Origin of the sequence: Parvularcula mediterranea, from assembly GCF_013085255.1 — a bacterium.
GTDB lineage: Bacteria > Pseudomonadota > Alphaproteobacteria > Caulobacterales > Parvularculaceae > Parvularcula > Parvularcula mediterranea.
The window spans coordinates 552,198-575,173 of sequence record NZ_JABFCX010000003.1; the positions used below are offsets into that span (position 1 = coordinate 552,198).

At 63.7% G+C, this 22,976-nt stretch carries 24 protein-coding genes; 8 read left to right on the plus strand and 16 right to left on the minus strand.

Annotated features, from left to right (window positions below):
- Positions 1–110 precede the first annotated feature (110 nt).
- From HK107_RS11475 to HK107_RS11490, 4 genes are all read right to left on the minus strand, one after another.
- The gene (locus tag HK107_RS11475) at positions 111–419 is read right to left on the minus strand and encodes a hypothetical protein (RefSeq protein ID WP_173199885.1); all 309 of its coding nucleotides are present in this window, start codon (positions 417–419) and stop codon (positions 111–113) included.
- Positions 420–428: 9 nt separating this feature from the next.
- The gene (locus tag HK107_RS11480; RefSeq protein WP_173199887.1) at positions 429–680 is read right to left on the minus strand and encodes a hypothetical protein; all 252 of its coding nucleotides are present in this window, start codon (positions 678–680) and stop codon (positions 429–431) included.
- A gap of 138 nt (positions 681–818) precedes the next feature.
- Entirely contained in the window at positions 819–1,001 is a 183-nt protein-coding gene (locus tag HK107_RS11485; protein ID WP_173199889.1) for a hypothetical protein, read from the minus strand.
- A 189-nt stretch (positions 1,002–1,190) separates the two neighbouring features.
- The gene (locus tag HK107_RS11490) at positions 1,191–2,372 is read right to left on the minus strand and encodes an acetyl-CoA C-acetyltransferase (RefSeq protein WP_173199891.1); all 1,182 of its coding nucleotides are present in this window, start codon (positions 2,370–2,372) and stop codon (positions 1,191–1,193) included.
- A 127-nt stretch (positions 2,373–2,499) separates the two neighbouring features.
- Between HK107_RS11490 and phaR the strand changes: the two genes are divergently transcribed.
- Complete coding sequence (phaR, locus tag HK107_RS11495; protein WP_173199893.1) at positions 2,500–3,102, plus strand: polyhydroxyalkanoate synthesis repressor PhaR; 603 nt, start codon at positions 2,500–2,502, stop codon at positions 3,100–3,102.
- Between the two features lie 316 nt (positions 3,103–3,418).
- On the opposite strand, the gene HK107_RS11500 is transcribed toward phaR, so the two are convergent.
- The 8 genes from HK107_RS11500 to cysS form a co-directional block, all read right to left on the minus strand.
- Entirely contained in the window at positions 3,419–4,291 is an 873-nt protein-coding gene (locus tag HK107_RS11500) for a glycosyltransferase family 2 protein (RefSeq protein ID WP_173199895.1), read from the minus strand.
- The gene (locus HK107_RS11505) at positions 4,291–5,175 is read right to left on the minus strand and encodes an O-antigen ligase family protein (protein WP_173199897.1); all 885 of its coding nucleotides are present in this window, start codon (positions 5,173–5,175) and stop codon (positions 4,291–4,293) included. The genes HK107_RS11500 and HK107_RS11505 overlap by 1 nt, the downstream gene beginning before the upstream one ends.
- A 284-nt stretch (positions 5,176–5,459) precedes the next feature.
- Positions 5,460–7,418 (minus strand): threonine--tRNA ligase, encoded by a 1,959-nt coding sequence (thrS, locus tag HK107_RS11510; RefSeq protein ID WP_173199899.1) that lies wholly within the window; start codon positions 7,416–7,418, stop codon positions 5,460–5,462.
- Between the two features lie 91 nt (positions 7,419–7,509).
- Positions 7,510–8,133, minus strand: coding sequence for a DUF6151 family protein (locus tag HK107_RS11515; RefSeq protein WP_173199901.1), 624 nt, complete (start codon positions 8,131–8,133; stop codon positions 7,510–7,512).
- Between the two features lie 52 nt (positions 8,134–8,185).
- Positions 8,186–8,410 carry a membrane protein insertion efficiency factor YidD gene (gene yidD / locus HK107_RS11520; RefSeq protein WP_198912397.1) on the minus strand — a complete coding sequence of 75 codons (225 nt, stop codon included), beginning with the start codon at positions 8,408–8,410 and terminating at the stop codon, positions 8,186–8,188.
- The gene (locus HK107_RS11525) at positions 8,400–8,834 is read right to left on the minus strand and encodes an iron-sulfur cluster assembly scaffold protein (RefSeq protein WP_173199905.1); all 435 of its coding nucleotides are present in this window, start codon (positions 8,832–8,834) and stop codon (positions 8,400–8,402) included. The genes yidD and HK107_RS11525 overlap by 11 nt, the downstream gene beginning before the upstream one ends.
- 124 nt (positions 8,835–8,958) lie before the next feature.
- Entirely contained in the window at positions 8,959–10,278 is a 1,320-nt protein-coding gene (locus HK107_RS11530) for a flagellin (RefSeq protein ID WP_173199907.1), read from the minus strand.
- A gap of 182 nt (positions 10,279–10,460) precedes the next feature.
- On the minus strand, positions 10,461–11,843 hold the full coding sequence (gene cysS / locus HK107_RS11535; RefSeq protein WP_198912398.1) for a cysteine--tRNA ligase: 1,383 nt from the start codon (positions 11,841–11,843) through the stop codon (positions 10,461–10,463).
- Positions 11,844–12,002: 159 nt separating this feature from the next.
- Here cysS and folE point away from each other — a divergent pair, with 159 nt between their 5' ends.
- Both folE and hisI read left to right on the plus strand, forming a co-directional pair.
- Positions 12,003–12,632, plus strand: coding sequence for a GTP cyclohydrolase I FolE (gene folE / locus HK107_RS11540; protein WP_173199909.1), 630 nt, complete (start codon positions 12,003–12,005; stop codon positions 12,630–12,632).
- A gap of 163 nt (positions 12,633–12,795) precedes the next feature.
- Complete coding sequence (gene hisI, locus HK107_RS11545; RefSeq protein WP_173199911.1) at positions 12,796–13,152, plus strand: phosphoribosyl-AMP cyclohydrolase; 357 nt, start codon at positions 12,796–12,798, stop codon at positions 13,150–13,152.
- Between the two features lie 5 nt (positions 13,153–13,157).
- On the opposite strand, the gene HK107_RS11550 is transcribed toward hisI, so the two are convergent.
- The 3 genes from HK107_RS11550 to HK107_RS11560 all read right to left on the minus strand — a co-directional run bounded on the left by HK107_RS11550 (position 13,158) and on the right by HK107_RS11560 (position 16,926).
- Positions 13,158–14,501, minus strand: coding sequence for a M23/M56 family metallopeptidase (locus HK107_RS11550; RefSeq protein WP_173199913.1), 1,344 nt, complete (start codon positions 14,499–14,501; stop codon positions 13,158–13,160).
- Positions 14,498–14,878, minus strand: a complete 381-nt coding sequence (locus HK107_RS11555; RefSeq protein WP_173199915.1) for a BlaI/MecI/CopY family transcriptional regulator — start codon at positions 14,876–14,878, stop codon at positions 14,498–14,500. Before HK107_RS11555 ends, HK107_RS11550 begins: the two co-directional genes overlap by 4 nt.
- Positions 14,879–15,201: 323 nt before the next feature.
- The gene (locus HK107_RS11560; RefSeq protein WP_173199917.1) at positions 15,202–16,926 is read right to left on the minus strand and encodes a class I adenylate-forming enzyme family protein; all 1,725 of its coding nucleotides are present in this window, start codon (positions 16,924–16,926) and stop codon (positions 15,202–15,204) included.
- 183 nt (positions 16,927–17,109) lie between these two features.
- On the opposite strand from HK107_RS11560, the gene HK107_RS11565 reads away from it, so the two are divergent.
- The 5 genes from HK107_RS11565 to HK107_RS11585 all read left to right on the plus strand — a co-directional run bounded on the left by HK107_RS11565 (position 17,110) and on the right by HK107_RS11585 (position 20,312).
- Positions 17,110–17,583, plus strand: a complete 474-nt coding sequence (locus tag HK107_RS11565) for a hypothetical protein (protein ID WP_173199919.1) — start codon at positions 17,110–17,112, stop codon at positions 17,581–17,583.
- Positions 17,584–17,679: 96 nt separating this feature from the next.
- Positions 17,680–18,171, plus strand: coding sequence for a hypothetical protein (locus HK107_RS11570; protein ID WP_173199921.1), 492 nt, complete (start codon positions 17,680–17,682; stop codon positions 18,169–18,171).
- Positions 18,172–18,237: 66 nt separating this feature from the next.
- Entirely contained in the window at positions 18,238–18,708 is a 471-nt protein-coding gene (locus HK107_RS11575) for a hypothetical protein (RefSeq protein ID WP_173199923.1), read from the plus strand.
- A 76-nt stretch (positions 18,709–18,784) separates the two neighbouring features.
- Positions 18,785–19,585 (plus strand): inositol monophosphatase family protein, encoded by an 801-nt coding sequence (locus HK107_RS11580; RefSeq protein WP_173199924.1) that lies wholly within the window; start codon positions 18,785–18,787, stop codon positions 19,583–19,585.
- 4 nt (positions 19,586–19,589) lie between these two features.
- On the plus strand, positions 19,590–20,312 hold the full coding sequence (locus HK107_RS11585) for a hypothetical protein (RefSeq protein WP_173199927.1): 723 nt from the start codon (positions 19,590–19,592) through the stop codon (positions 20,310–20,312).
- On the opposite strand, the gene mutS is transcribed toward HK107_RS11585, so the two are convergent.
- Positions 20,309–22,933: a DNA mismatch repair protein MutS gene (gene mutS / locus HK107_RS11590; RefSeq protein WP_173199929.1), complete on the minus strand. Its 2,625-nt coding sequence runs from the start codon at positions 22,931–22,933 to the stop codon at positions 20,309–20,311. The two genes, HK107_RS11585 and mutS, sit on opposite strands and share 4 nt — an antisense overlap.
- Positions 22,934–22,976: the final 43 nt, after the last annotated feature.

A 22,976-nucleotide genomic window follows, 5' to 3' on the forward strand; every position in this document is an offset into this window, starting at 1 on the left:
CTCGCGGCCTCTCGAAGGGGCCGCCTTTTGAATTCGGGCCGACCCTTAGCGCCACGGTGCGCGATGGAAAGCGCTGAGCGCAGTTGTCCCGGATGTGTGAACCGTTTGGTTCAGAGCATCCCGCTCGCCGCCGAAGCTCCGCAGTCGAAACCTGCTGCCCGGGTGTCCGGCGAACCTGCCCGGCGGCCATCGATCATAGCAGCGCGATCCGCTTGTGCGTCGATCTCTTCCTGACAGGCTTCGTTCTTGCGGGTCGTCTCGACGACCACGCGCTCTTCCTCCCGCTCCATGCAGCGGTCGAAGGCATCGCCCGTGCGGCTCTTGCAGGTCGCGAACGCTTCGCTCTTGGCATAGCGCTCCATGCTCATGCAGCCGGGGGCGAGGAGGAGAAGTGGGAGAACGAACATGGGCTGGCGCATGGGAGACCTCTAGCAGCGCTGCGGTTGGACGTCGGGGAGCTGCGAGCGTCGGACCGTGCGCTCATCGACCCCGTAGCCCTGAGCGACCTCAGCCTCGCTCGGCCGCATCTCGTCCTGCACGCAGGCTGCCTCGTCGAGGCGCACTTCCTCTGGCTCAGGCGGCTGCGGCGGGAGGCACCCGCAGGCGACGGGAGGCATCGACGCGCAGGCCGATGCGAGGACCACAGCGAGAGAGGGAAGCAGGATACGACGGGAACGCATGGGGAGGCTCTCCAGTGACCTGCTGGAACCCTCCCCCGTCTCCCCCTCCCCGGCAAGGCTGGTCGGCACAAAAAAAGAGGCGCCGCAGAGGGCGCCTTTGGAGTTCGGATGCGCCAGCTGGCGCTGTCCGACGATCTCTTAGTTGTTGGCTTTTTCGTCAGCGAGGCAGATCGAGCGCATACGCGGGTCGGTCTTGGCCTGGCAGTCGCGGATCTGTTCGGTCGTCGCGGTTTCGAAGCCTTGCGGTCCGGTCGAGGAGCAGGCTGCGAGGGTGCAGGCAACGGCGAGCGCGGATGCGGCCTTAATGGCGGTCTTGAACATGGGATCACTCCTGGCGGTCAGGGGGGCGGCGGATCCGCTTCCCTCAGGAGGGGAGATGCATGGCTCGCCGTGATGATCCACGAAGAACGCCCTTGATAGGGGTTTCCTATCAAGGGCGTCAGATGTGTGCTATTGCACCCAATGGGATCGGCTAAGACGGTGCGCACCTGCGCACCTTCCTGCCTTTGGTCAGTGCATGCGCTCGACGCACATGGCGACGCCCATGCCGCCGCCGATGCAGAGAGTCGCGAGGCCTTTGCTTACTTCGCGGCGGCCGAGCTCATGGAGCAGGGTGGTCAGGACCCGGGCGCCCGAAGCGCCGATCGGGTGGCCGAGCGCGATCGCGCCGCCATTGACGTTGACCTTCTCAGGATCCCAGCCGAGCTCCTTGCCCACCGAGAGAGCCTGCGCCGCAAACGCTTCGTTGGCTTCGATCAGGTCGAGATCGTTGAGCGACCAGCCAGCCTTCTCAAGCGCAAGGCGCGAAGCCGGAGCCGGGCCGATGCCCATGATCGCCGGGTCAACGCCGCAATGGGCAAAGCCTGCGATGCGCGCGAGCGGAGTGACGCCGCGCTTCTCGGCTTCGTCGAGGCTCATAAGGACAAGCGCTGCCGCACCGTCATTGAGGCCAGAAGCGTTGCCCGCCGTGACCGAGCCGTCCTTGGCGAAGGCCGGGCGCAGGCCGCCGAGCTTTTCAGCGGTCGTACCGCCGCGGATATACTCATCCTTGTCGAAGGTGATGTCGCCCTTGCGGTTCTTCACCGTGACGGCCGTGATTTCGGCGTCGAAGTGGCCCGCTTCCTGAGCTGCGGCGGCCTTCTGCTGCGATGCAGCCGCGAAAGCGTCCTGGTCATCGCGGGAGATCTGGTACTTCTCCGCGAGGTTCTCGGCCGTCTGACCCATGTGGTAGTTGTTGAAGGCATCCCAGAGGCCATCGACGATCATCGTGTCGACCATGGTCAGCGGGCCCATCTTGGTGCCATTGCGCATGTTCTGGGCGTGCATCGCAGCCGACATGTTCTCCTGACCGCCAGCCACGACGATGTTGCCGTCGCCATTGCGGATAACCTGGGCGCCCAGCATCGCAGCGCGCAGGCCCGAGCCGCAGACCTGGTTGATGGTCATGGCCGGGCGCTCCTTCGCGACGCCGGCATTGATCGAAGCCTGGCGGGCCGGGTTCTGGCCGAGGCCAGCGGTCAGCACGTTGCCCATGATCACTTCGTCGACATTTTCACCGTCAACGCCAGCGCGGCTCAGCGCTTCCTTGATGGCCGTGGTGCCCAGTTCCGGGGCGGAAACAGGGCCTATCGTGCCGCCGAAGCTTCCGATCGGAGTCCTGACGGCGCTCGCAATAACAACATCCTGGCTCATGAACTTCTCCTTCACCGGGCACGTGCACAACGCATTTGCAGCACGTTTTGGTTCACCCGGTCTTTTCTCTCTAGCCACCATCGGCTATCGCAGTGCACCCGCGATACCCGCGAAAAAGGCGTTTCACATGGCTCTCGAACAACCTGGCACCTCCGAAGGCAACCCCGAAGCGCAGGATGGCGAGCCGATCGTCATCAAAAAATACGCGAACAGGCGGCTCTACAATACGCAGAGCTCGACCTACGTGACCCTCGAGACCCTCGCGACGATGGTGCGCCGCGGTGACGATTTCGTCGTCGTCGATGCGAAGTCAGGCGACGACCTGACCCGCGCGGTCCTCGCCCAGATCATTTTCGAGCAGGAGACCAAGGGCCAGAACCTCCTGCCCGTCCGCTTCCTGCGCCAGCTCATCGGCCTCTACGGCGACAATTTACAGAGCTTCGTGCCAAGCTATCTCGAAGCGTCGATGGAAGCCTTCCGCAAGAACCAAGAAGCGATGCGCCAGTCCCTGTCCGAGGCGTTCCAGACCCCGGCTGGCGGGATGCAGATCTTCGAGAACGCCGCGCGCCAGAACATGGCCCTCTTCGAGCAGGGCATGGCGATGTTTGGCCTGAAGACCCCCGAGCATGGCGGCCCCCACGGCGGCGGCATGCCTGCCAAAGAGGGCGAGGTCGAAGCCCTGCGTGCGGAGATCGACCGCCTGAAGGAAGAGCTTGCCAAGAAGGCTTAAGGGCCTTTTCGAAACTTCTGTAACGGAATGGCTTTTTCTTTTCTGTGCGGACCCTGATGGCGCGGTGCTTGCACCGTCGCCCGCATAATCGCGTAGTGTTCAGATCAGGTCATTCTCATGCGTATTGTACTGGCAAGCGCGGCGGTCATCGCCGCGGCAGCCATCCTCACCGAAACCAGCCTCACCCCTTCAGAAGCCGCCGACGACTTCTCCTCGCAAGTCGCAGCCAACGCATCGGACCCGTTTACGGCGTGGTTTGAGCTCGGGACCGTGTTCTCGGATGCTCCGTCGATCGCCTACCGGGATGTCCCTGGCGCTAGCTCCGGCCGGGTTTCAGACGGAACTTCAGGCTGCGGAAAGCGAAGCTCACCCACAGCATGCCGCGCAGGAGCGTCAGGAACCCAGGCGGATAGTGCCCCTTGAAGTGGGTCGCGAAGTAGAGGTTCATCGACTGCTTCTTGCGCCGCTCAACGAAAAGCGGATCGACGTCGCTCGAGCTCTTGTAGTGGACGACGCCTACGGACGGAACCTGATAGGTCGTCCCGCCCAGCTTGATCAGCCTGAGGAAGAAATCGACATCCTCCACGTGAAGGAAGTACCGCCGGTCCATGCCGCCAAGAGCCTCCCACGTCCTGCGCGGGACGAGGAAGCACGCGCCCGATAGGCAGCTGACAGCGGTCGTCTTTGTCAGGGCCGGATGGTCATGGGCGTTGAACCGCGCCTTCTCGAACCGCTTCGGCGCCAGCTTGTAGATACGGGTCGCCTCAACAAATGCACTGCCCGGGGTCAGGATGCGGCGGCGGGAGCCCCGCTGCTCGGTGCCGTCAGGGTCGAGGAGTTGAGGTCCTGTCGCCCAATGCTCAGAACCCGATGCTTCACCCTCTGCTCGCAGCGTCGCTGCGCCACCTGTGGGCAGGATCGCGTCGGGGTTCAGGAAGAGGAGATGCTCTCCCGTCGCCTCGTCTGCTCCGAGGTTACATGCTCTCGCGAAGCCGATATTGCCGTGGCCCGTGACGAGCTTGAGGCGGTCTTCCACCTCCGCACGATCCGCCAGAGCATCGGTGACGTCTTCGGGATTGCCATTGTCGACGAGGATGACTTCGCCCACCTCGGGCTGGGCCAGCGCCGACGCGACGGCTTCATCGAGGATCGGCCCTGTCTGATAGCTGACGATGATGACGGAGATCATCAGCCTGCGTCCTTGGCGATCGCCCGAAGGCCCCAGACAGAGAGAGACAGCGCGCACCAGGTGTAGAGGTGCCAGAAATCCATCTCCACACTGATATAGACGGCAACCACGGAGAGGAGGCCTGCGATGGCGATGGCCATCTCCTTGCGCCACGGAACCGCAAGCAGCGCCCGCGCGCCCATCACGAGGAAAGCGATGACGAGGCCGTAGCCGATCAGGCCAAACTCATAGAGCAGCTGCACCGGCAGGTTGTGGGGGTGCGAGGAGACGAGCGGGATCTGCGCCCCGCTCTCCAGCGTCACGGCGCCGAGGCGGTCGGTGAGCGTGTGGGTGGCCCTCGCACCCGCACCTGTCAGAGTGCGGCCCTCCGCCCACAGATCAAGGACGGTGCGCCAGATGATCAACCGGTGGAGGACTGAATCCGGCAGCGACGAGACGGTCAGAAGCTGCGGCACCTTCGGCAGCGCAGCGGCCATCAGGAAAGGCGCGGCGAAGATCAGCCCCCAGATCGCACCGATCGCGCGCAACATCGCTTGCGGCCTAAAGCTGCCGATGATGTAGGCGGCCACCCCTGCGAAGAACGCAGCGCCGTTCGCGAGCACGCCCGATGCCGCTGCGCCGATGCCCGCGACGTAAAGCGGCGCGCGGGGCGACCTACGCCGCCACGTTTTATCGCGGTGGATGTAGAGGAGTGCGGGAGGCAGCATGACGAACGCCAGCATGAGCCCGCGCGCTGTGGCGACCTCGTCCTTGCCGATCGGCTGATCCGGCGGGATCCACTGGCGCAACGTGTTGCCGCTCGCAGCGTCGATGGTGAGGATGACGAGGGACCATGCTACGCCGAGCGGAAGGATCCACGCGGCCGGTGGAGGTGTGCGGAGCATGATACCAGTTAGCGCAGCGGCCAACAGGAGCTCTGTTGCATCGTTCTGAGCTCGTCCTGACGGAGACCAGACTTGCGAAGCATAAACCAGCAGGAACAATCCCAGTGCGGGGAGTGCCCATCGCTCGAACTGCTTTGGCTTGTCGATCCTGCCCTGAAACATCGCCACCACTGCAGGCAACGCCAAGCACAAAAACGGCGCCCACAGCGCCCTGAAGGACAGGAGCAGCGTGGGCGCTATCGAGATGGCTGCGCAGATGGTCCAGATACGGAGGAAAGCGGCCATCAGCGAAGGTCGGGCGGGGTCGCCTCCTGGGTGAGCTCCTGGATCGCCTGCTCGAGCGAGATCGTGCGGTTCTCCTTGGAGCCGAGACGACGGATCGAGACCGTCCCCTCCTCCGCCTCGCGGCCGCCGCAGACGAGGATCGCCGGGACCTTGGCGTTCGAGTGTTCGCGGACCTTGTAGTTGATCTTTTCGTTGCGAAGATCGCTCTCGGTCCTGAGGCCAGCATCCACCAGCTTCTGGGTGGCTTCGGCGGCGTAGCCGTCAGCCTCGGACGTGATCGTCGCCACGACCGCCTGCACCGGCGCGAGCCAGAGCGGCATCCGGCCAGCATGGTTCTCGATCAGCATACCGATGAAGCGCTCCATCGAGCCGAGAATCGCACGGTGGAGCATCACAGGGCGCTGCTTCGAGCCGTCCTCATCGATGAAGCTCGCGTCGAGGCGCTCAGGCAGCAGCGGGTCGAGCTGAAGCGTGCCGCACTGCCACGACCGGCCGATGGCGTCGCGGAGGTGGTATTCGAGCTTGGGCGCGTAGAAAGCACCCTCGCCTCCGAGGATCTCGTACTCAAGGCCCGCTTCGGCCAGGGCATCGCCCAGAACCTTCTCCATGCGGTCCCACTCTTCATCCGTACCAATCCTTTGTTCAGGACGGGTGGCGAGGGCGATCCGCACATCCTCGAAGCCGAGGTCGTGGTAGACGGAGGAAGCGAGCGCGCAGAACTTCTTGGTCTCTTCCGCAATCTGGTCCCAGCGGCAGAAGATATGCGCATCATCCTGGGTGAACTGACGCACACGCATGATGCCGTGGAGCGCGCCGTGGGGCTCATTCCGGTGGCAGCAGCCAAACTCCGCCATGCGCAGCGGCAGGTCGCGGTAGGACTTGATGCCCTGGTTGAAGATCTGGACGTGCGCGGGACAGTTCATGGGCTTGAGGGCCATGAGTTTGGCTTCAGGGTCGAAGGTTGCCCCGTCGCTGACCGTGTCCGGAACATCGTCCGGCACGACGAACATGTTCTGGGAGTATTTGCCCCAGTGGCCGGACTTCTCCCAAAGGCGGGCGTCGATGAGCTGAGGCGTCTTCACCTCCTCATACCCGTCCTTGTTCAGCTTACGGCGGATATAGGCCTCAAGAGCGACCCAGATCGTGTAGCCGTTCGGGTGCCAGAAGACCGACCCCTGCGCCTCGTCCTGAAGGTGGAAGAGGTCCATCTCCTTGCCGAGCTTGCGGTGGTCGCGCTTCTCCGCCTCCTCGATCCGGTGGAGATGCAGCTTGAGCTGCTTCTCGTGGGACCAGGCGGTGCCGTAGATGCGGTGCAGCACAGCGTTGCGGTGATCGCCGCGCCAATAGGCGCCCGCGACCTTCATCAGCTTGAAAGCCTTACCGATATGCTTCGTAGACGGAAGGTGCGGGCCACGGCAGAGGTCGTACCAGTCGCCATGGTGATAGACCTTGATCTCTTCACCCTCGGGCAGGTCCGAGATGATCTCGGCCTTGTAGTGCTCGCCCTGCTCCTTGAACTTGGCGATGGCTTCGTCACGCGGCCAGACCTCTTTCCGGGTCGGAAGGTCGGCGTCGACGAGCTCCTGCATCTTACGCTCGATCGCCTCGAAATCCTCCGTAGAGAAAGGTTCCTCGCGGGCGAAGTCATAGAAGAAGCCGTCCTCGATCACCGGGCCGATCGTGACCTGGGTATCGGGGAAGAGGCCCTGCACCGCCTGCGCGAGAAGGTGCGCGGCATCGTGGCGGATAAGCTCCAGCCCGTCTTCGTCATCGCGGGTGACGATGGCGGCGGTGACGTCGCGGTCAACCTTCTCGTCGAGGTCGGTGACCTCGCCATCCACCTTCCAGGCGATGGCCTTCTTCGAAAGGGATTTGGAGATGTCGGCGGCGAGGTCCGCGCCGGAGACGGGGCCGTCAAACTGGCGCTGGGCGCCATCGGGAAGCGTGATCGTGGGCATTCTTGCACTCGGGATGTTTGGTCAGAAGTGTCTGCGCCGCACCTTTCGCTGAGGTCAAGGCTGGGCGCGGGTTTTGGCCCTAAAACGGCCGTCAGGCCGCGTGACGTGCCTTGAGGCGTGCGTCGATCTCAGCGCGTTCTTCTGGCGAGATGAGCCTTGGCTCCGCCAGAGGCTGCTTTGCTTCGTCGAAGAAGGGGTTAGGCCCCGTCTTCCCGCTGAGCCTCGCGCCGATCACCCGGGCCATGAAGGTCAGGACCATGCCGGGCAGGCTCGCCTTCTTCCCTTCCGGCGGCGACCAGGCCTCCTTGCCGAACAGCGCGCCGCGGGTCTGGCCAAACGCATGGTCGGCAAGCTCTCCATTGGCTCTGAGGAACGGGTGGGCGAGGAACCCGATGATCGGCATGTCCGGCGTATCAGCGGTGCTGCCGATCGGCGTGTTGCAGCAGCCCGCGTACCAGCGGACGAGGCGCCCGTCGGTCATGCGCACCGCCTTGAGGTGCTCCGTACCCGTCAGGAAGGACATGCGGTGCGGCAAGGTCTGATAGATATCCGCCCCGCCTTTCTCGTTGAGAACCTCGTCCGACTTACCGAGGAACTCCTCGAACGCCTGGCAGTCGGTACAATAGCAGCAGACCCGCGTGCCTTTGTCGGGCGCCGCCTCGCTGAGGGTGCCGGTGACCTGGCCGCAGGAGCAAGAATAGGTGAGTTCGCTCATGGCCTTGGACTTGGGGTCGCCCGCGCCTCGAAGCAACGACGGCGCGCAGTCCTCAGGGGACCGGGTCGTTGCCCCAGGTCCCGCCGGGCCTGCAGTTGAGGACCCTCTTGGCGGTGAGACCAGCAGCCTTGGCAGGCGGATGCTTCTTGAACGCTTCGAGACCGTAGGCGGAGCAGCTCGGCTCATGCCGGCAGCGTACGCCGACCAGATGAAGGAACGGGCTGAGGGTGTAGCGGTAGGCCGTGATGAGGAGACGGGCGGCGCGGCTAAGCAGCATTCTTCGCCGCCGCTTCATCGAGGGCATCCACCACGGCCCCGAAGATCAGGAGCGTTGAGGCATGGCGCGCCGGGTAGTCCCTGATCGGCGTCAGGGCTTCGAGCGCCGCGAACCGGCCCTCGGGCGCAGGGCCTCCCTCGCGCAGCATCTTTTCCATGACGGGCTTGAGGGCGCGAAGCTCCTCCTGCGAGGCACCATTTAGCGCTTGCGATAGCAGCGACGTCGACGCCTGGCCAAGGGCACAGGCCTTCACGCGCAGGGCATGGTCCACCACCCTGCCGTCGGCCAGAAGGAGATCCACCTCGACCTCAGACCCGCAGACCTTCGACGTCCGCCGCCCCTGCCCCGATGGAGCATCAAGGCTTCGCGCCGCAGGCAAGGAACCTGCCGCTTCAAGAAGAAGGTTGGAGTAGAGCTCGTCCATCGGGGTCAGATAAGCGGTCTGGACGCTGGGCGAAACCCGCCTCCTCGCCTCAGACGAAACCCCCAAAAGAAAAACGCCGGGCACGAGGCCCGGCGTTCTCCAATTTTTGGTCTCTGAGTTCCGATTAACGGAAGAGGCTCAGGAGCGACTGCGGACGCTGGTTCGCAATCGAGAGAGCCTGGGTCGCGAGCTGCTCCTGGACCTGGAAGGACTGGAGGCGGCTCGACTCTTCCGTGAGGTCGGCTTCGATCAGGGCAGCAACGCCGAGCTCGAGCGAGTCGGTCAGGTCGCTCAGGAAGTTCTGGCGCGAGCTGAGGGTCGACTCGAAGACACCGATGACGGTCTGCGAGATGTTGATGCGTGCGATCAGCGAGTCAGCAACAACGAAACCAGCCTGGACGTTGCCGTTCGTGCTGTCAGCAACTTCGATCTGACGTGCAACGGCGCGGAAGCCCGAGTCGTTGGAGAATGCGCGGAGGTTCTCGTCGGAGAACACAGCGCGGGTCAGAACGTCTTCGACCGTAGCGAAGGCCGTGTCAGCACCAGCTGCTTTCGAAGCAACGTAGTCGGACGGAGCTTCAGTTGCAGTCGGAGCAATCGAGGTTGCCGGAGCAGCGCCGATGTCAGCGATCTGGATCACGTCACGGCTGACGTCGTCGCCGATTTTGCCGAGGTTCGTTGCCGTCACGCCAACCGAAGCGAGGAACGCGATGTCGTCGTCGGTGCCGTAGAAGGTGAATTCACCAGCAGCTTCTGCACCTGCGCCGCCTTCGACCGTCAGGATCGAGTCGGTGCCAGCGGTGGCGCTGTCGAGGTTCACCGAGCCGTCGCCATTGGCGTCGAGACGGTCAGCAAAGCCGGAGTTGAACGCACGGTAGAGAGCGTCGAACTGAGCTTCAGCCTGAACCTGGGTGTAGACAGCGGTTTCGACACCAGCGAGCTCGAGGCTGTCGAGGTTCTGGCCTTGCAGGGTGAAGGTCGAGAGCTCGAACGAACCATTGTCGCGGGTGATGGTCGTGGTGATCGTGGTGGTGTCGTTGCCAGCCAGCAGGTTCACACCGTTGAACGACGTAGCGTCGATCTGACCTTCGATCTGCTCAACGACCTGGCCGATGGCGAACTGAACTTCCTTCAGCGCGGTACCGGTTTGAGCCGTGGTCAGAGCCGACTGGATCTGGTTGATGTCTTCGGTGATGCCGTTGAGACCAGCCGTTGCGGTCTTGGCGGTGTTGACGCCAACCGTCAGGTTGTCCTTCAGGCCGTCGAGAACAGCAACGTCGCCCTTGACGGTCTGCGAGACCAGGAAGAACGCCGGGTTTTCTTTCGGGCTACGGACTTTAAGACCGGTCGAAATACGGTCCTGAGTCTCCTGCAGGTTTGCAGTGACAGTACGCAGGGTACGAAGCGCGGTTTGCGCCGAAGCATTGGTAAGAAGAGATGCCATGGTGGGGGCTCCTTGTGTTCTCAAGTTTTTCAGGAGCGCCTTCTGACGCCTAGTCAGCAGGAGGCGATAAAGCCTCGTGCTCGAGACAAAGGTGCCGCATTATGGTTTCGAGCGGCTTAACCATGAAAAAATGAGATTAAAGCCAAGCGGGAGAACGCCCGTGACAGGCGCTCTCCTTACTCTCAGGCACGTCGCCAGGTCGCTCCGCCGGCACCGTCTTCGATGACGATGCCTTCCGCAGCGAGCTGATCACGGATCTCGTCCGAGCGGGCAAAGTTCTTCGCCGCCCGCGCCTCGGCCCGCTCGACGAGCAAGGCATCGATGCGCGCGTCATCGTCCGACGCCCCGCCCTTGGCCCATGCATCAGCCGTCTCGTTCATCAGCCCGAGGAGCTGTCCAGCAGCCCTGAGCCCCGAAGCGGCTTCCGCGTTGCCTGCCTGCGCCTGCTCGCGCAGCTCATGCATCGCGGCGAAGGCTGCCGGGGTGTTGAGGTCGTCGCACATTGCACCGAGCACGGAGGAAGACACCTCGCCGGGCTCCGCATCACCCGCAGCGCGATAGAACTTGTCGAGTTGGGTCTTCGACGCCGCGAGCAGCTCCTCTGACCATTCGAGCGGCTGGCGATACTGGGCCGACAGGAGTGCCATGCGGAGCACCTCGCCGTGCCAGTCTTCGAGCAGTTCGCCCGGTGTCACGATGTTGCCCAGGGACTTGGACATCTTGTCCTCGCCCATCCGCAGCATGCCATTGTGCATCCAGTGCCGCGCGAGGGGCACACCGCCGAGGTCCGCAGAGCAGCAGCTCTGGGCGATCTCGTTCTCATGGTGCGGGAAGCGCAAATCATTGCCGCCAAGGTGCAGGTCAATCGGCGCGCCGAGCCCTGCTTCGATCATGGCGGAGCATTCAAGGTGCCATCCCGGACGACCCTTGCCGCCAAGACCCCAGTCGTCAGGCGTGTCCCAACCGGGCTCGCCTTCCTTCGCAGGCTTCCAGAGAACAAAGTCCGTAGGCGCCTTTTTATAAGGGGCAACTTCGACCCGGGCACCGGCGATCAGCGCATCTTGGTCGAGGCGCGAGAGCTTGCCGTAATCTTCGAAAGCTTCCGTCGAGAAGAGGACATGCCCCTGCTCCGCATAGGCGTGACCGCTTTCCAGCAGACGCTGCATCATCGCGATCATCGGCTCGATGTTCTCGGTCGCCCGGGGCATGAGGTCAGGCCGGGCGCAACCCAGCGCATCGAGGTCCGCCAGATAGGCAGCCGTGGCGCGCGCCGTGACGACCTCGATCTCGACACCTTCTTCCGCGGCCGTCTTGATGATCTTGTCGTCGATGTCCGTCAGGTTCCGCGCATAGGTCACGGCCTCCCGGCCATAGACTTCGCGCAGGAGCCTCACCATCTGATCAGCAACGACCCCGGCCCGCGCATTGCCGATATGCGGGGCGGAATAGACCGTCGGTCCGCAGCAATAAACCCTGATGGCGTCAGGGTTGCCGGGCCGGAACGGCACTTTGCCGCCCTGGTACGTATCGGTGATGGCGATTTCCTTGGTCATGGGCTGCGTCATGCCGCGCACCTTGCCGGGACGCAACGTCGCGGCGCGCGGGTTGGAAATCTTCTCTCCAAGGGCCAAATGTAACATTGCCGCCCACTCTACGAATGAGGGAAAAGCTTGCGGCCAATCGGTGCCTGAAAGGGCCCCCGAACAGTTAGGACAGACCCCAAGATGAGCGTCATTGCCTACGATGAGAGCGTGGCCCCCACGCCCGAAACCGAAACCTTCGTCTCCTCCAAGCCCAGCAGGCACGAAGCCGAAGAGGCCGTGCGGACCCTGATCCGCTGGGCCGGAGACGACCCGACCCGCGAGGGCCTTCTGGATACGCCCAAGCGCGTGACCAAGGCCTACGAGGAGTGGTTCGGCGGCTATGCCATCGATCCCGAGGCCGTGCTCGCCCGCGTCTTCGAGGAAGTGGAGGGCTATGACGACATCGTCCTCCTCAAGGACATCCGCGTCGAAAGCGTCTGTGAGCACCACATGGCGCCGATCATCGGCACCGCGACCATCGCCTACCTGCCCGACAGCCGCGTCGTCGGCATCTCCAAGCTGGCCCGCCTTGTCGATATCTACGGCAAGCGGATGCAGGTGCAGGAGAAGATGACGGCCCAGATCGCCGACACGCTGCAAAAGGTCCTGAAGCCCCGCGGCGTCGCCGTGATGATCGAGGCCGAGCATCAATGCATGTCCACCCGCGGCGTGCACAAGCACGGCGTCGATACCGTCACGACCCGCTTCACGGGCGCCTTCAAGGACGACCCGAAGATGGAAGAACGCTTCCTGCGGTTGGCCGGGAAGTAAGGCTTCCACGCCTTTACCCCAGACATTCCGCGATCGCCGTTTCCCCGGACAGCCAAAGGCTGATCCGGGGCCCATGGGCCAACCCTTTCCAGAATTGAGGGCGTGGTTCATGGATCCCGGCTCTCCGCTTCGCTTCGGCCGGGAAGACGGCTAAGGCCCACCTATGACCATCGAAGAGACCAGCGCTTTCACCCCCCGCTTCAACGAAGCGGGGCTCCTCCCTGTCGTGGCGCAGGAGGCGGGAACGGGCCGTGTGCTGATGGTCGCATGGGCGAACCGTGAGGCTATCGACCTGACGCTTAAGAAGGGCGAGGCCCACTACTGGTCCCGCTCTCGCTCGGAGATGTGGCACAAGGGTGCGACGTCAGGGAATGTCCAGAAGGTCGTCCGGGTCCTGACGGACTGCGATCAGGATACGCTGATCTATGAAGTTGAGCAGCAAGGCCCCGCCTGCCACACGGGCCGCGAGACCTGCTTTTACCGCGAAGTGACGGCGGAGGGGCTCTCCGCCGCGACCTGAGCCGATTACGGCATCGGGATCAGGGTCTCGGGATCGACGCGCTTGCCGTCCACGAAGACTTCGAGGTGCAGGTGCGGTCCCGTGGAAGCGCCGGATGAGCCGACCCGGGCGATCGTGTCCCCTGCCCAGACCTTTGTGCCGACCTCGACTTCGAAGCCTTCAAGCTGGGCGTAGCGGGTGACGATGTCGCCTGCGTGGGTCACTTCCATCAGGTAGCCGTATTTCCCGACTTCCTCGGCACGCGTGACAACGCCAAGCCCGGGTGCGCGGACAGGCGTGCCCATGGGGGCTGCGATATCGGTGCCAAAGTGGCGTTGCCGCTCTTTGGTCTGCGGGTGCTTTCTTGGACCCCAGCGGCTGGTGATCCTGCCGTCTTCCACAGGCGTCACCGTGAACTCCGTGCTCTGCGACGACATCTGCGCCGAGGCGATCTGGCCTGCGCCCAGGGGCACGGCGAGCGCGGCGGCTAGGGCGAGGATCAGCCCTGCCCTCTTGTTCGATTGCGCGCGGGGGCGCATGATCTCGGTCAACCTCATGCCGAATTCTCCTTTGGTTCGAGGTGAAAAGACCGCCGGGGCGCATGGCAGTGCGCTTCCGGCGGCATGCTTCAGGGCCCTGACGATCAGTTCGGCATAGGCTTTCCGAAGTTGGGGGCTCTGCCCGCAGGCAGCGCGGTCACAGGCGAGTTCTGCAGCAAGGCGGCAACGCGCCGTCTGCCACCTGACACCGGGATGAAGCCAGAAGACGGCATCCATCAGGGCAAGGACGATAAAGTAGCGCTGGTCGCCACGGGCATGGTGCGCACGCTCATGGGCGACGACGAGCGCTTTTTCCTCGGCACTCATCGAACGGCTGAGCGCTTCAGGCAGAAGGATGGTCCCCTTCTCATCCACCACAGGCACCTGCAGGTCGCGAGTGAGCCGAATGCCCTCCTCATGCGCCTCCGCCTTGCGGGACGTCTGGGCCAGCTCCCTCCGTGCAAGGATCACCTTGCCGATCTTGAACAGAGCAATACCGGCGTAGAGCACGAGGGGCAATGTCCAGAGGAGGAACGACAGGTCAGGACCCGCGGAAGCCGTCAGTTCCGTTACAGAAACACCACCTGCCGGAAGCCCTCCGCCATCGGGAAGGAGCGCCGTCGCCGGAACGATATCGGGAAAAGCCGACGCCAGCGGCAAGAGCGCCAGCCCAAGACCGAAGGGCGCGAGCATGATGCCGAGCGCCCACTTCTCCGTCCCGTCCTCTGGCAGGGTCTGGTCCGTCAGCCTGCGGACTGTCGGGACGATCAGGGCAAAGAGCAGCGGCAGAAGGAGCCATGCGGTCAGCGCAGGGAGCGAAAAGATGTTCATGCCTCATCCTCCTTGGAAAGCTCAGCGAGGAGCATTTCGAGGTCGCCGATCTCGTCCTTGTCGAGGACCCGGCTGCCGGTGAACGCGGCGGCAGGAAGCGGCCCTTCGGTATCGAGAATGCGGCTCGCAAAGTTCTGGATCAGCCGCGCCATGACGTCGAGCTTCTCCGCCTGCGGAAGATAGGTCTTCACCCCATGGAGCGGCTCCACGCGGATGAGGCCCTTGCCCTCCATCCGCTCCAGCGTCTTGCGGGTCGCTGAGAAGGACCAGCCGGTCTGCGCCTCGGTCGCGTCATGGACCTCACGCGCACTCATCCGCCCCTCGCGCCAGAGGGCCTTGAGGAGCATCAGCTCGGTTTCGGAAGGATTTTGCGGCATGTGGCGGCTCTCGTCGCTGGTGTGCGACAGTTGTCACATGTCGCGGCGGAACTGTCAAGCGGAGGGGTTTTGGTTGCTCTCGTGGGCCTTTTGTCTTGCTCGCTGACGCTCGTGGTAGATCCTGGATCAAGTCCCGGATTCACCACAAAAAAAGACGTGAGCGGAGTCCACCGCTCACGCCAATACCCCTCTCCCTCGGGGAGAGACAGGCGATCCTATAATGCCGCCTATTCACTCCTGCGGTTCCGCCGGAAGGCGCCCGACCGGGCGTCCGGGCCGGTCAGGCCCGCCCCATCGGAGGCGCCACGCGCCGTGAGATAAAACTAGTCATCGCCGCGCTGGAAGTGCGGAGGGTTCTCGCTCGTCACAGTACGGATGACTTTCTTGTCGATCTTGCCCGTAGTGCCGCGGGGCAACATGGTGGGCGAGCGCCAGATGCGGGTCGGCACCTTAAACGGCGCAAGACGCGACTTGGCGTGGTCCTGCAGCTTCTCGAGATCGACGGTGTCCTTGCCGTAGATCGCGGCGCCCACGACCTCGCCGAGGCTTTCATGGGGTACGCCGAAGACCGCGACTTCATCGACGCCTTCGACCTCGTGGAGGACGTTCTCGACCTCGAGGCAGGAGACGTTCTCGCCGCCGCGGATGATCATGTCCTTCAGGCGGTCGGTGATGGTGATGAAGCCCTCGGCATTGATGTTGCCGACATCCCCTGTGCGGAACCAGCCGTCGGGATGGAAGGCCTCGCGGGTCGCCTCTTCGTTCTCGTGGTAGCCGCGCATGGTCGCGGGGCTCTTGATGCAGACCTCACCAGTCTCGCCGTCGGGAAGCCTTTTTCCGTCCTCGGAAAATGCAGCGACTTCCGTTACCGGGGGCACTGCGCGCCCTGTCGAGGATGGATACTTCTTGTAATCGCCAAGGGCGATGTGGCTGCCCAGCGCATTGGTTTCCGTCAGTCCGTAGCCTGACGAAGCGGAGATCTCGGGGTACATCTCACGCTGCAGATCGACCTGCGCCTCGGGACGTTTCGCGCCGCCCGTGCCGATATCGACCAGCGTGTCGAGCTGCCCGGGCTTGGCCGCCTTGATGAGATCATAGGCCTGGGTTGGGACGCCGAGGAAGTGCGTGAGCTTCTCTTTCTCGGTGAGGGCCGCAGCCTCTTCGGGGTCCCAACGGTATGTAAAGACTAGCTTTCTGCCGGAGAGATAGCCGAGGAGGAAGATCGAGTGGAGGCCAGTCACATGGAACAGCGGCAGCGCCACCAACGCGCCGGGGTTCTCTGGCGAGAGCTCAATCTCTGGCCGCACGACACCGAAGACCGCGAGGGTGAAGGACCACGACAGAACCGCATTCACGACGCCGCGGTGGGTCAGGAGAGCGCCCTTCGGCTTGCCCGTCGAGCCGGAGGTGAAGAGCAGGCAGTAGTCGCTATCCGGATCAATCGGATCCTGCGGCATGTCCATCGGGATCGAGTCGTCAGCGAGGATGTCGTGCATGCGGAAGTCCTGCCCCGCCGTCTCCTCACGCCCTGCCACGAAGGTCAGGCCGAACTCTTCCTTGCAAGGAAGGATCATGTCCGCGCGCTTGGCATCGACCACGACGATCTTGGCGTCAGACTTCTCCATGCCGTAGCGCAGCTCATCAGCCTGCCACCATGCATTGAGCGGTACCACGGTCGCGCCCGAGGCGATGATGCCGAGATAGGCGACGCACCATTCGGGATAGTTCCGCATGGCGATGGCAACGCGCTTGCCCTGCCCTGCGCCCTGCCCCTTGAGCCAGTTGGCAAAACGCATGGCCCGCGCCCAGACCTCACCGGTGGTGTAGCGCTCGTCGCCATAGACGATCAGCGGCTTGTCCTTGTTCTCCATCGTCTTCATCGCGAGCACTTCGCGGAGGGACATCTGGGACAGGGAGAAGACCGCGGGGTAGTCGACCCCCCTGATCGTCATGGGCTGAACCGCGAACGGCGCCCCGGCGGCGAGGACCTTTTCGACCCCCGCGGCGAGCTCTTCGCTGGTGATTGGCGGGGCGGAAGCGGCGTCCATGGAGGTCTCCTCGAATTGTCACGTGTTTTTTGGCTGAACTAGCTCTAAGACCCTTCACAAACCACAAGCGAACCGTTTCGCTCTGTTACGTTGGGGCTCACAAACTTTTTTCCGAAAATCGATAAAAAGGCTCTTGAAGAATGCGGGGGCCCTGCCGAGCTATTCGGAAGGAGGACGACGATTATGAAACTTGCTCAATCACTCACGCTGGCCGCCTGCGCCGCGATCACCATGGCTTCTGCTGCGCACGCGACCGGCTGGTCGGCGCTTTCGGACGACAGCGACCGCAGCATCTATGCGGCTTCCAGCGACGGAGGCGTCGTGCTCGGCTGCACCGCCAGCCGTAAGCCTGCTGTCGCCTTTGCCTATGAAGGGTCGAGCCTTCCCGAGGCGCTCGACGATCCTTCCGACCGGATGAAGTTCCGTCGCGGCTCAGTCTATGTGAACGGCGAGGAAGTCTACAACGGCAAGTTCCTCTATCGCCCGTCCTCGAAGGTCGCGGAAACCAATCACCCGTCGGTGGCGATTGCTATCTACAACGCCGCGATCCGGGGCGATTCCGTTGAGCTTGAGCTCAACAATTACGGCTCGGTCGAGGTCGAGCTGCCGGAAGTCGACGATGCCTTCCGCGCCTATGCCGGTGCCTGCATCAAGTAAGGCATGAACGGACGCTGCGGAACCAACTGCTCCGCAGCGTTAACTTCTGGGTTCCCCTGAGCGATACTGTCTCCCCAAGGGAGAGGGAGAACCCGGATGAAACGCCTAGCGCTCACGGCTGCGGCCGTTCTTGTCGCCACTGGAACCGCATCTGCCGAATGGAAGATGGTCGAGGACGGCGACACCACCATGATCTACACTGCAGGGATGAAGGACGGCGCAGCCATCCTCTCCTGCGACGCCAGCGGAAAGCTCAGCCTGTCGATCGCCATGGGCGATCTGCCCGTCGAGGAAGCGATGGGCCGCGAGAGCAACCGCCTGCGCAAACGCACAGGCCGCCTGATGGTCGACGGCAAGGAAGCGTTCGAGGGCTGGTTCGATTACAACCCCTTCTCCCAGCTCGCCGAGACCGGCCAGCGCGGCGCGGCCTCCAAGGTCTACAACGCCACGATCAAAGGCCAGCGGGTCAGCTTCGACCTGACGTCCAAGGGCGAGGTCGGCATGACCCTGCCGCCAGTGGACGATGCGTTCCGCAAGTTCGCCACGGACTGCCGCGATCCCTACCGGGCCTATCGCAAGGACGACTGAGCAGGAACCTTTTGACCCTGGGCCTGAGGCTGCTATGCCAACCTCAGGTACTAGGGCAGGTTTATCATGCGTTGCGTTGTTATCATTGGCGCCATTCTGGCGTCGCTCATCTCCTTTGCGAAGGCGGAATGGGTCGCTGGCTTCGTGGATGGCGGCAGCGTCATCTATCCCCGTGACATTGGTGAGCCCGGGCCGATGTTTGGCTGCAACGATGCGGGACGGCGTGCCCTCTTCATTGGTCAGAACGACACGGACTTCATCAGGAACCTGTCCAACACCAACCTGACGCGGGATATTGATGGCCGCAGGATCAGGCTGATCGTCAATGGCGAGACCGTCTACAAGGGCCGCGCGCTCTACCTTCCGACGTGGAAGATGTACCAGACCACGGACCTCGCCGCGTTCCGCATCACCTATAATGCCGCCGTTCAGGGCAAGTCGGTCATCTGGAAGTCGGGCAAGGGTGGAGAGCTGAACCTCTATATGCCGCCGGCGGACGACACCTTCAGGCGTTTCGCTGCATGCCTTTCCCGTTAGGGAGCTGACGCAGCGCTTGGCAAACAGGCTGAGAGGCGCTTAACGGGCGGACCCCATTCCAACGGAGCCTGCACCCGTGCCGCACCTGTCCCCTGTCCTCAACATCATGATCGGCGCCGCCAAGGACGCCGCGAAGATCCTGCGCCGCGACTTCTACGAGGTCGAAGCGCTGCAGGTCCGCAAGAAAGGTGCCTCGGACTTCGTCACCAAGGCTGACCTCGCCGCTGAAGAAGCGATCCGCGAAGCTCTCAAGAAGGGCCGGCCGAAGTACGGCATGGTCCTCGAAGAAGGCGGCGAGATCGAGGGTACGGACAACTCCAACCGCTGGATCGTCGACCCCCTCGACGGCACCACGAACTTCCTTCACTCGATGCCGCAGTTCTGCATCTCGATCGGCCTCGAGCGCGACCGTGAGCCCTATGCAGGCGTCGTCTTCGCGCCGATCCTCGATGAGCTCTACTACGCCGAGAAGGGCCTGGGCGCCTACATGAACGACCGTCGCCTCCGGGTGTCGGGCCGCAATGACCTCTCCGAGGCGCTGGTCGGGACGGGCCTTCCCTTCAAGGGTATGCCGGGTCGTGAGCAGGCTCTCTTGGAGACCGAACGTGTGCTGAAGGAAACGGCAGGCGTCAGGCGCTTCGGCTCCGCAGCCTACGATCTCTGCATGACCGCCTCGGGCCGCCTCGACGGCTATTGGGAGCGTGGCCTCAACGCCTGGGACGTGACCGCAGGCATCGTCATTGCCCGTGAGGCAGGCGGCCAGGTCTCGACCATCGAGGACGACAAGGGCCGCGCCCACCTCGAAAAGAGCATCCTCGCGTCGAACCACGACCTCCACGCGGATCTGAGGAAGACCATCCTCGGCGCCAAGGCCTAAGCTTATGCGTCTGCGCCGGGTTGCTCAGCATGCGGCGCAGAAGGACTGGGTATCGCTGGGGCTTGAGTTCCTGATCGTGGTCACAGGGGTCTTCCTCGGTGTCCAGCTCGGCAACCTCAACGCCGCCCGCAGCGACCGGGTCGCCTACGAAGCAGCCCTCGATCAGCTGGCGGAGGAAATCGACGCTAACCGCGAGATCGTTGCCGGCTACCGCGCAACCTATGCGCCGCGAATCGAGGATATTGAAGTGGCTCTCGGCGTTCTCGAAAGTTGCTCAGCCCAACCAGGCGACCCCGCCAAGGTGAACACGGCGCTTCAGGCGCTCCGCTCGACCCCCGGCTACTACCCCCGCCTCTCGGCGCTCGTTGACCTGACCGAAAACGATATCTTCAAGCGCCTCCAGTCTCCTGAGGAACGTCAGGCCATCCAGGAGCTAAGACGGATCCTCGAACGCGTCGACGAAGGGTCATCGTTCCTCGAGGAAATTCCCTTCCGTACACCAATCGAAGAACATCCCATGGTCGTCTATGGCTCGATTGAACCGGCTGAAACCGATCCCGGCCTCCGCCGACTGATCGAGCTGGATGTTCCGCTTGAGCAGGCCTGCAAAGACACTACCCTCCTCAAGAAGCTCTACCAGTACGAACGGCTCGCAGCCTTCACGCAAGTCCTGGCCGACCTCGCCGACGACGCCCTCGACACGGCTGAGGCAACCCTAGACCTCTAGGCCAGAAGGTCCTTCAGCTTACAAAGGGCTTCGTGGGCCTCACGAGGCGACATGTCGTCTGGGTCGAGAGCGGTGAGCGCCTCACGCAATTGATCCGCCTCCGGCTTTTGCTCCGGAACCGCTTGCGGTGCCGCGAAGAGCGGAAGGTCGGCCACAAGACCGCCGACCGGTGCTTGTGCCTCAAGGAGTGAGAGCACCTGCTGCGCCCGCGCAACGACGCCTTCGGGAAGACCCGCGAGCCTCGCCACCGCGACGCCGTAGCTTCGGTCCGCACCGCCCGGCCGGACCTCGTGGAGAAAGACCACCTTGCCCCGCCACTCACGCACGGCCATTGACACGGACGACAGTCGCGGAAGCTCTTCGGCCAGCCGCGTCAGCTCATGATAGTGGGTCGCGAAGAGACCACGGCATCGGCACTCTGTATGCAGATGTTCAAGTGCCGCCCACGCAATCGAAAGGCCATCATAAGTCGCCGTTCCGCGCCCGACTTCGTCGAGAATGACAAGGCTACGCTCCGTGGCTTGATGGAGGATGGCAGCGGTTTCGACCATTTCCACCATGAAGGTCGACCGGCCACGCGCCAGATCATCCGATGCACCGACGCGGCTGAAGAGCCTGTCCACGACACCGATATGCGCCCGCTCCGCAGGGACAAAACTGCCCGCCTGCGCGAGGATCGCAACCAGCGCGTTCTGCCTGAGATAGGTGGACTTACCAGCCATGTTGGGGCCGGTCACAAGCTGAAGCTGGGTTTCTCCGCCCTCGGACAGTTGGCAGCCATTGGGTACGAAGGGCTGGCGATCACGCTTGAGCGCTGCCTCCACCACAGAGTGCCTCGCACCGCTGATGTCGAACGCGGTGCTGTCATCGATCTCTGGGCGGACGAAGTTCTCCGCCTCAGCCAGCTCCGCCAGCGCAGCCAGCACATCGGTCTTCGCCAGCCAATCCGCGCAGTCCAGAAGCGGCTCGCGCTCAGCCAGCACCGAAGCGGTCAGCTCCTCGAAGAGCTCGCCTTCACGCGCCTCGACCGCTGCTTCGGCAGCGATGATCTCGCGGTTGAGCTCATCAAGCTCTACGGTTGCGAAGCGCGCCGCGCTCGTCAGTGTACGGCGTTGGGTGAACCCGTCATGGCCTGCCAGCTTCTCCGCCTGCGCCTTGCCGACTTCGGCGCAATAGCCGATCGCCTTGTCGAGTTTGAGGCGCAGGCCCTTGATCCCCGTTTCCTCGCGGTACCGCATTTCGAGAGCGGCAATCGTCTGCTTCGCGCCGGACGCCAGCTCCCGAGCACGGTCAAGGCTCTCGTCGAACCCCAGCGCTATGAAACCACCATCGCCTCGCCGGGCCGAGAGGCTTTCGGAGAGTGCGCGCGTCAGAAGCGCCGACAGCGCGGCTAGCTCCACCGGCAGGGCAGCCGTTCCGAATGCATGGGGCAGAGGTCCTGCGGCGGCCAGTGTTCCCGCCAGCAGCTGGGCCGCAGCCAGGGATCCAGCAACGAGACCAAGGTCGCTAGGCGCGCCCCGACCAAGGCCAATCCGCCCCAAAGCCCTTGCAAGATCTGGTGCCGATTTCATCTCCCTACGGAGCGCCTCACGGAGGAGCGGATCCGTATGAAGGAACTGGACTCCATCATGGCGCATGCGAATCGCTTCGGGATCAAGAAGGGGTGCCGTGAGCCAAGCCCTCAGGAGCCGCCCTCCCCCCGCGCTGACCGTCCGGTCAACAGCGTGGAGGAGCGAGCCCTTGCGGGCACCGCCTTGCGTCTCCGTCAACTCAAGCGACTTGCGCGTCGCTTCATCGATAGCCATCGCAGCGGAAGACGCGCCGACCTGGGGCACACGGAGGGACGGGCGCGCCTCGATCTGCGTGAGCTCGAGATAGGCGATCAGTGCGCCGAGCGCGCGGGTCTGGAGACCCTTGGAAAGGCCGAGCCCTTCTGGCTCCGACACTCCGTAAGCCTCAGCGATTCGCTCGGCCGCCGCGGCCTGGGTGAATGTCCGCGGGTCAGCCTCCGTGATCTTGGCGCTGACATAAGGCGGCGCCGAGGCTTCGTCCGCGACCAACAGCTCGCTGATCGACAGGCGCGCCGTGAGGTGGCCAAGGGTTTCGGCATCGCCTTCATCGACGCTCACTTCCCCGGTGGAGAGATCGGTGGCGGCGAGCGCGGCACGCCCGCCCTCAATGATGAGCGCCGCGAGGTGATTCGGGGCCGAGGGTTCGAGCAGCGCTTCTTCTGTCAGGGTCCCGGGCGTGACGAGGCGGACGATCTGACGTTCGACGACGGACTTCGCGCCGCGCTTCTTTGCCTCGGCGGGGTCCTCGGTCTGCTCACAGATCGCAACGGTGAACCCTGACCGAACCAGCTTCGCGAGGTACTGCTCCCGTGCATGGACGGGCACGCCGCACATGGGGATGTCCTCGCCTTGGTGCTGGCCGCGCTTCGTCAGGGTGATCCCGAGCGCAGCAGCTGCGACCTCGGCGTCGGAAAAAAACAGCTCGTAGAAGTCGCCCATCCGGTAGAAAAGAAGCGCGTCACCGGCATCGGCCTTGATGCGGGTGTATTGCGCCATCATCGGCGTCAGCTTCGCTGCGATCTTGGGAGGGTGCTCCGCTGTCACGTTCATCGCCGCTCTCCTCCGGCGCACGCGTTGCGCCGCTCAGGCTCTC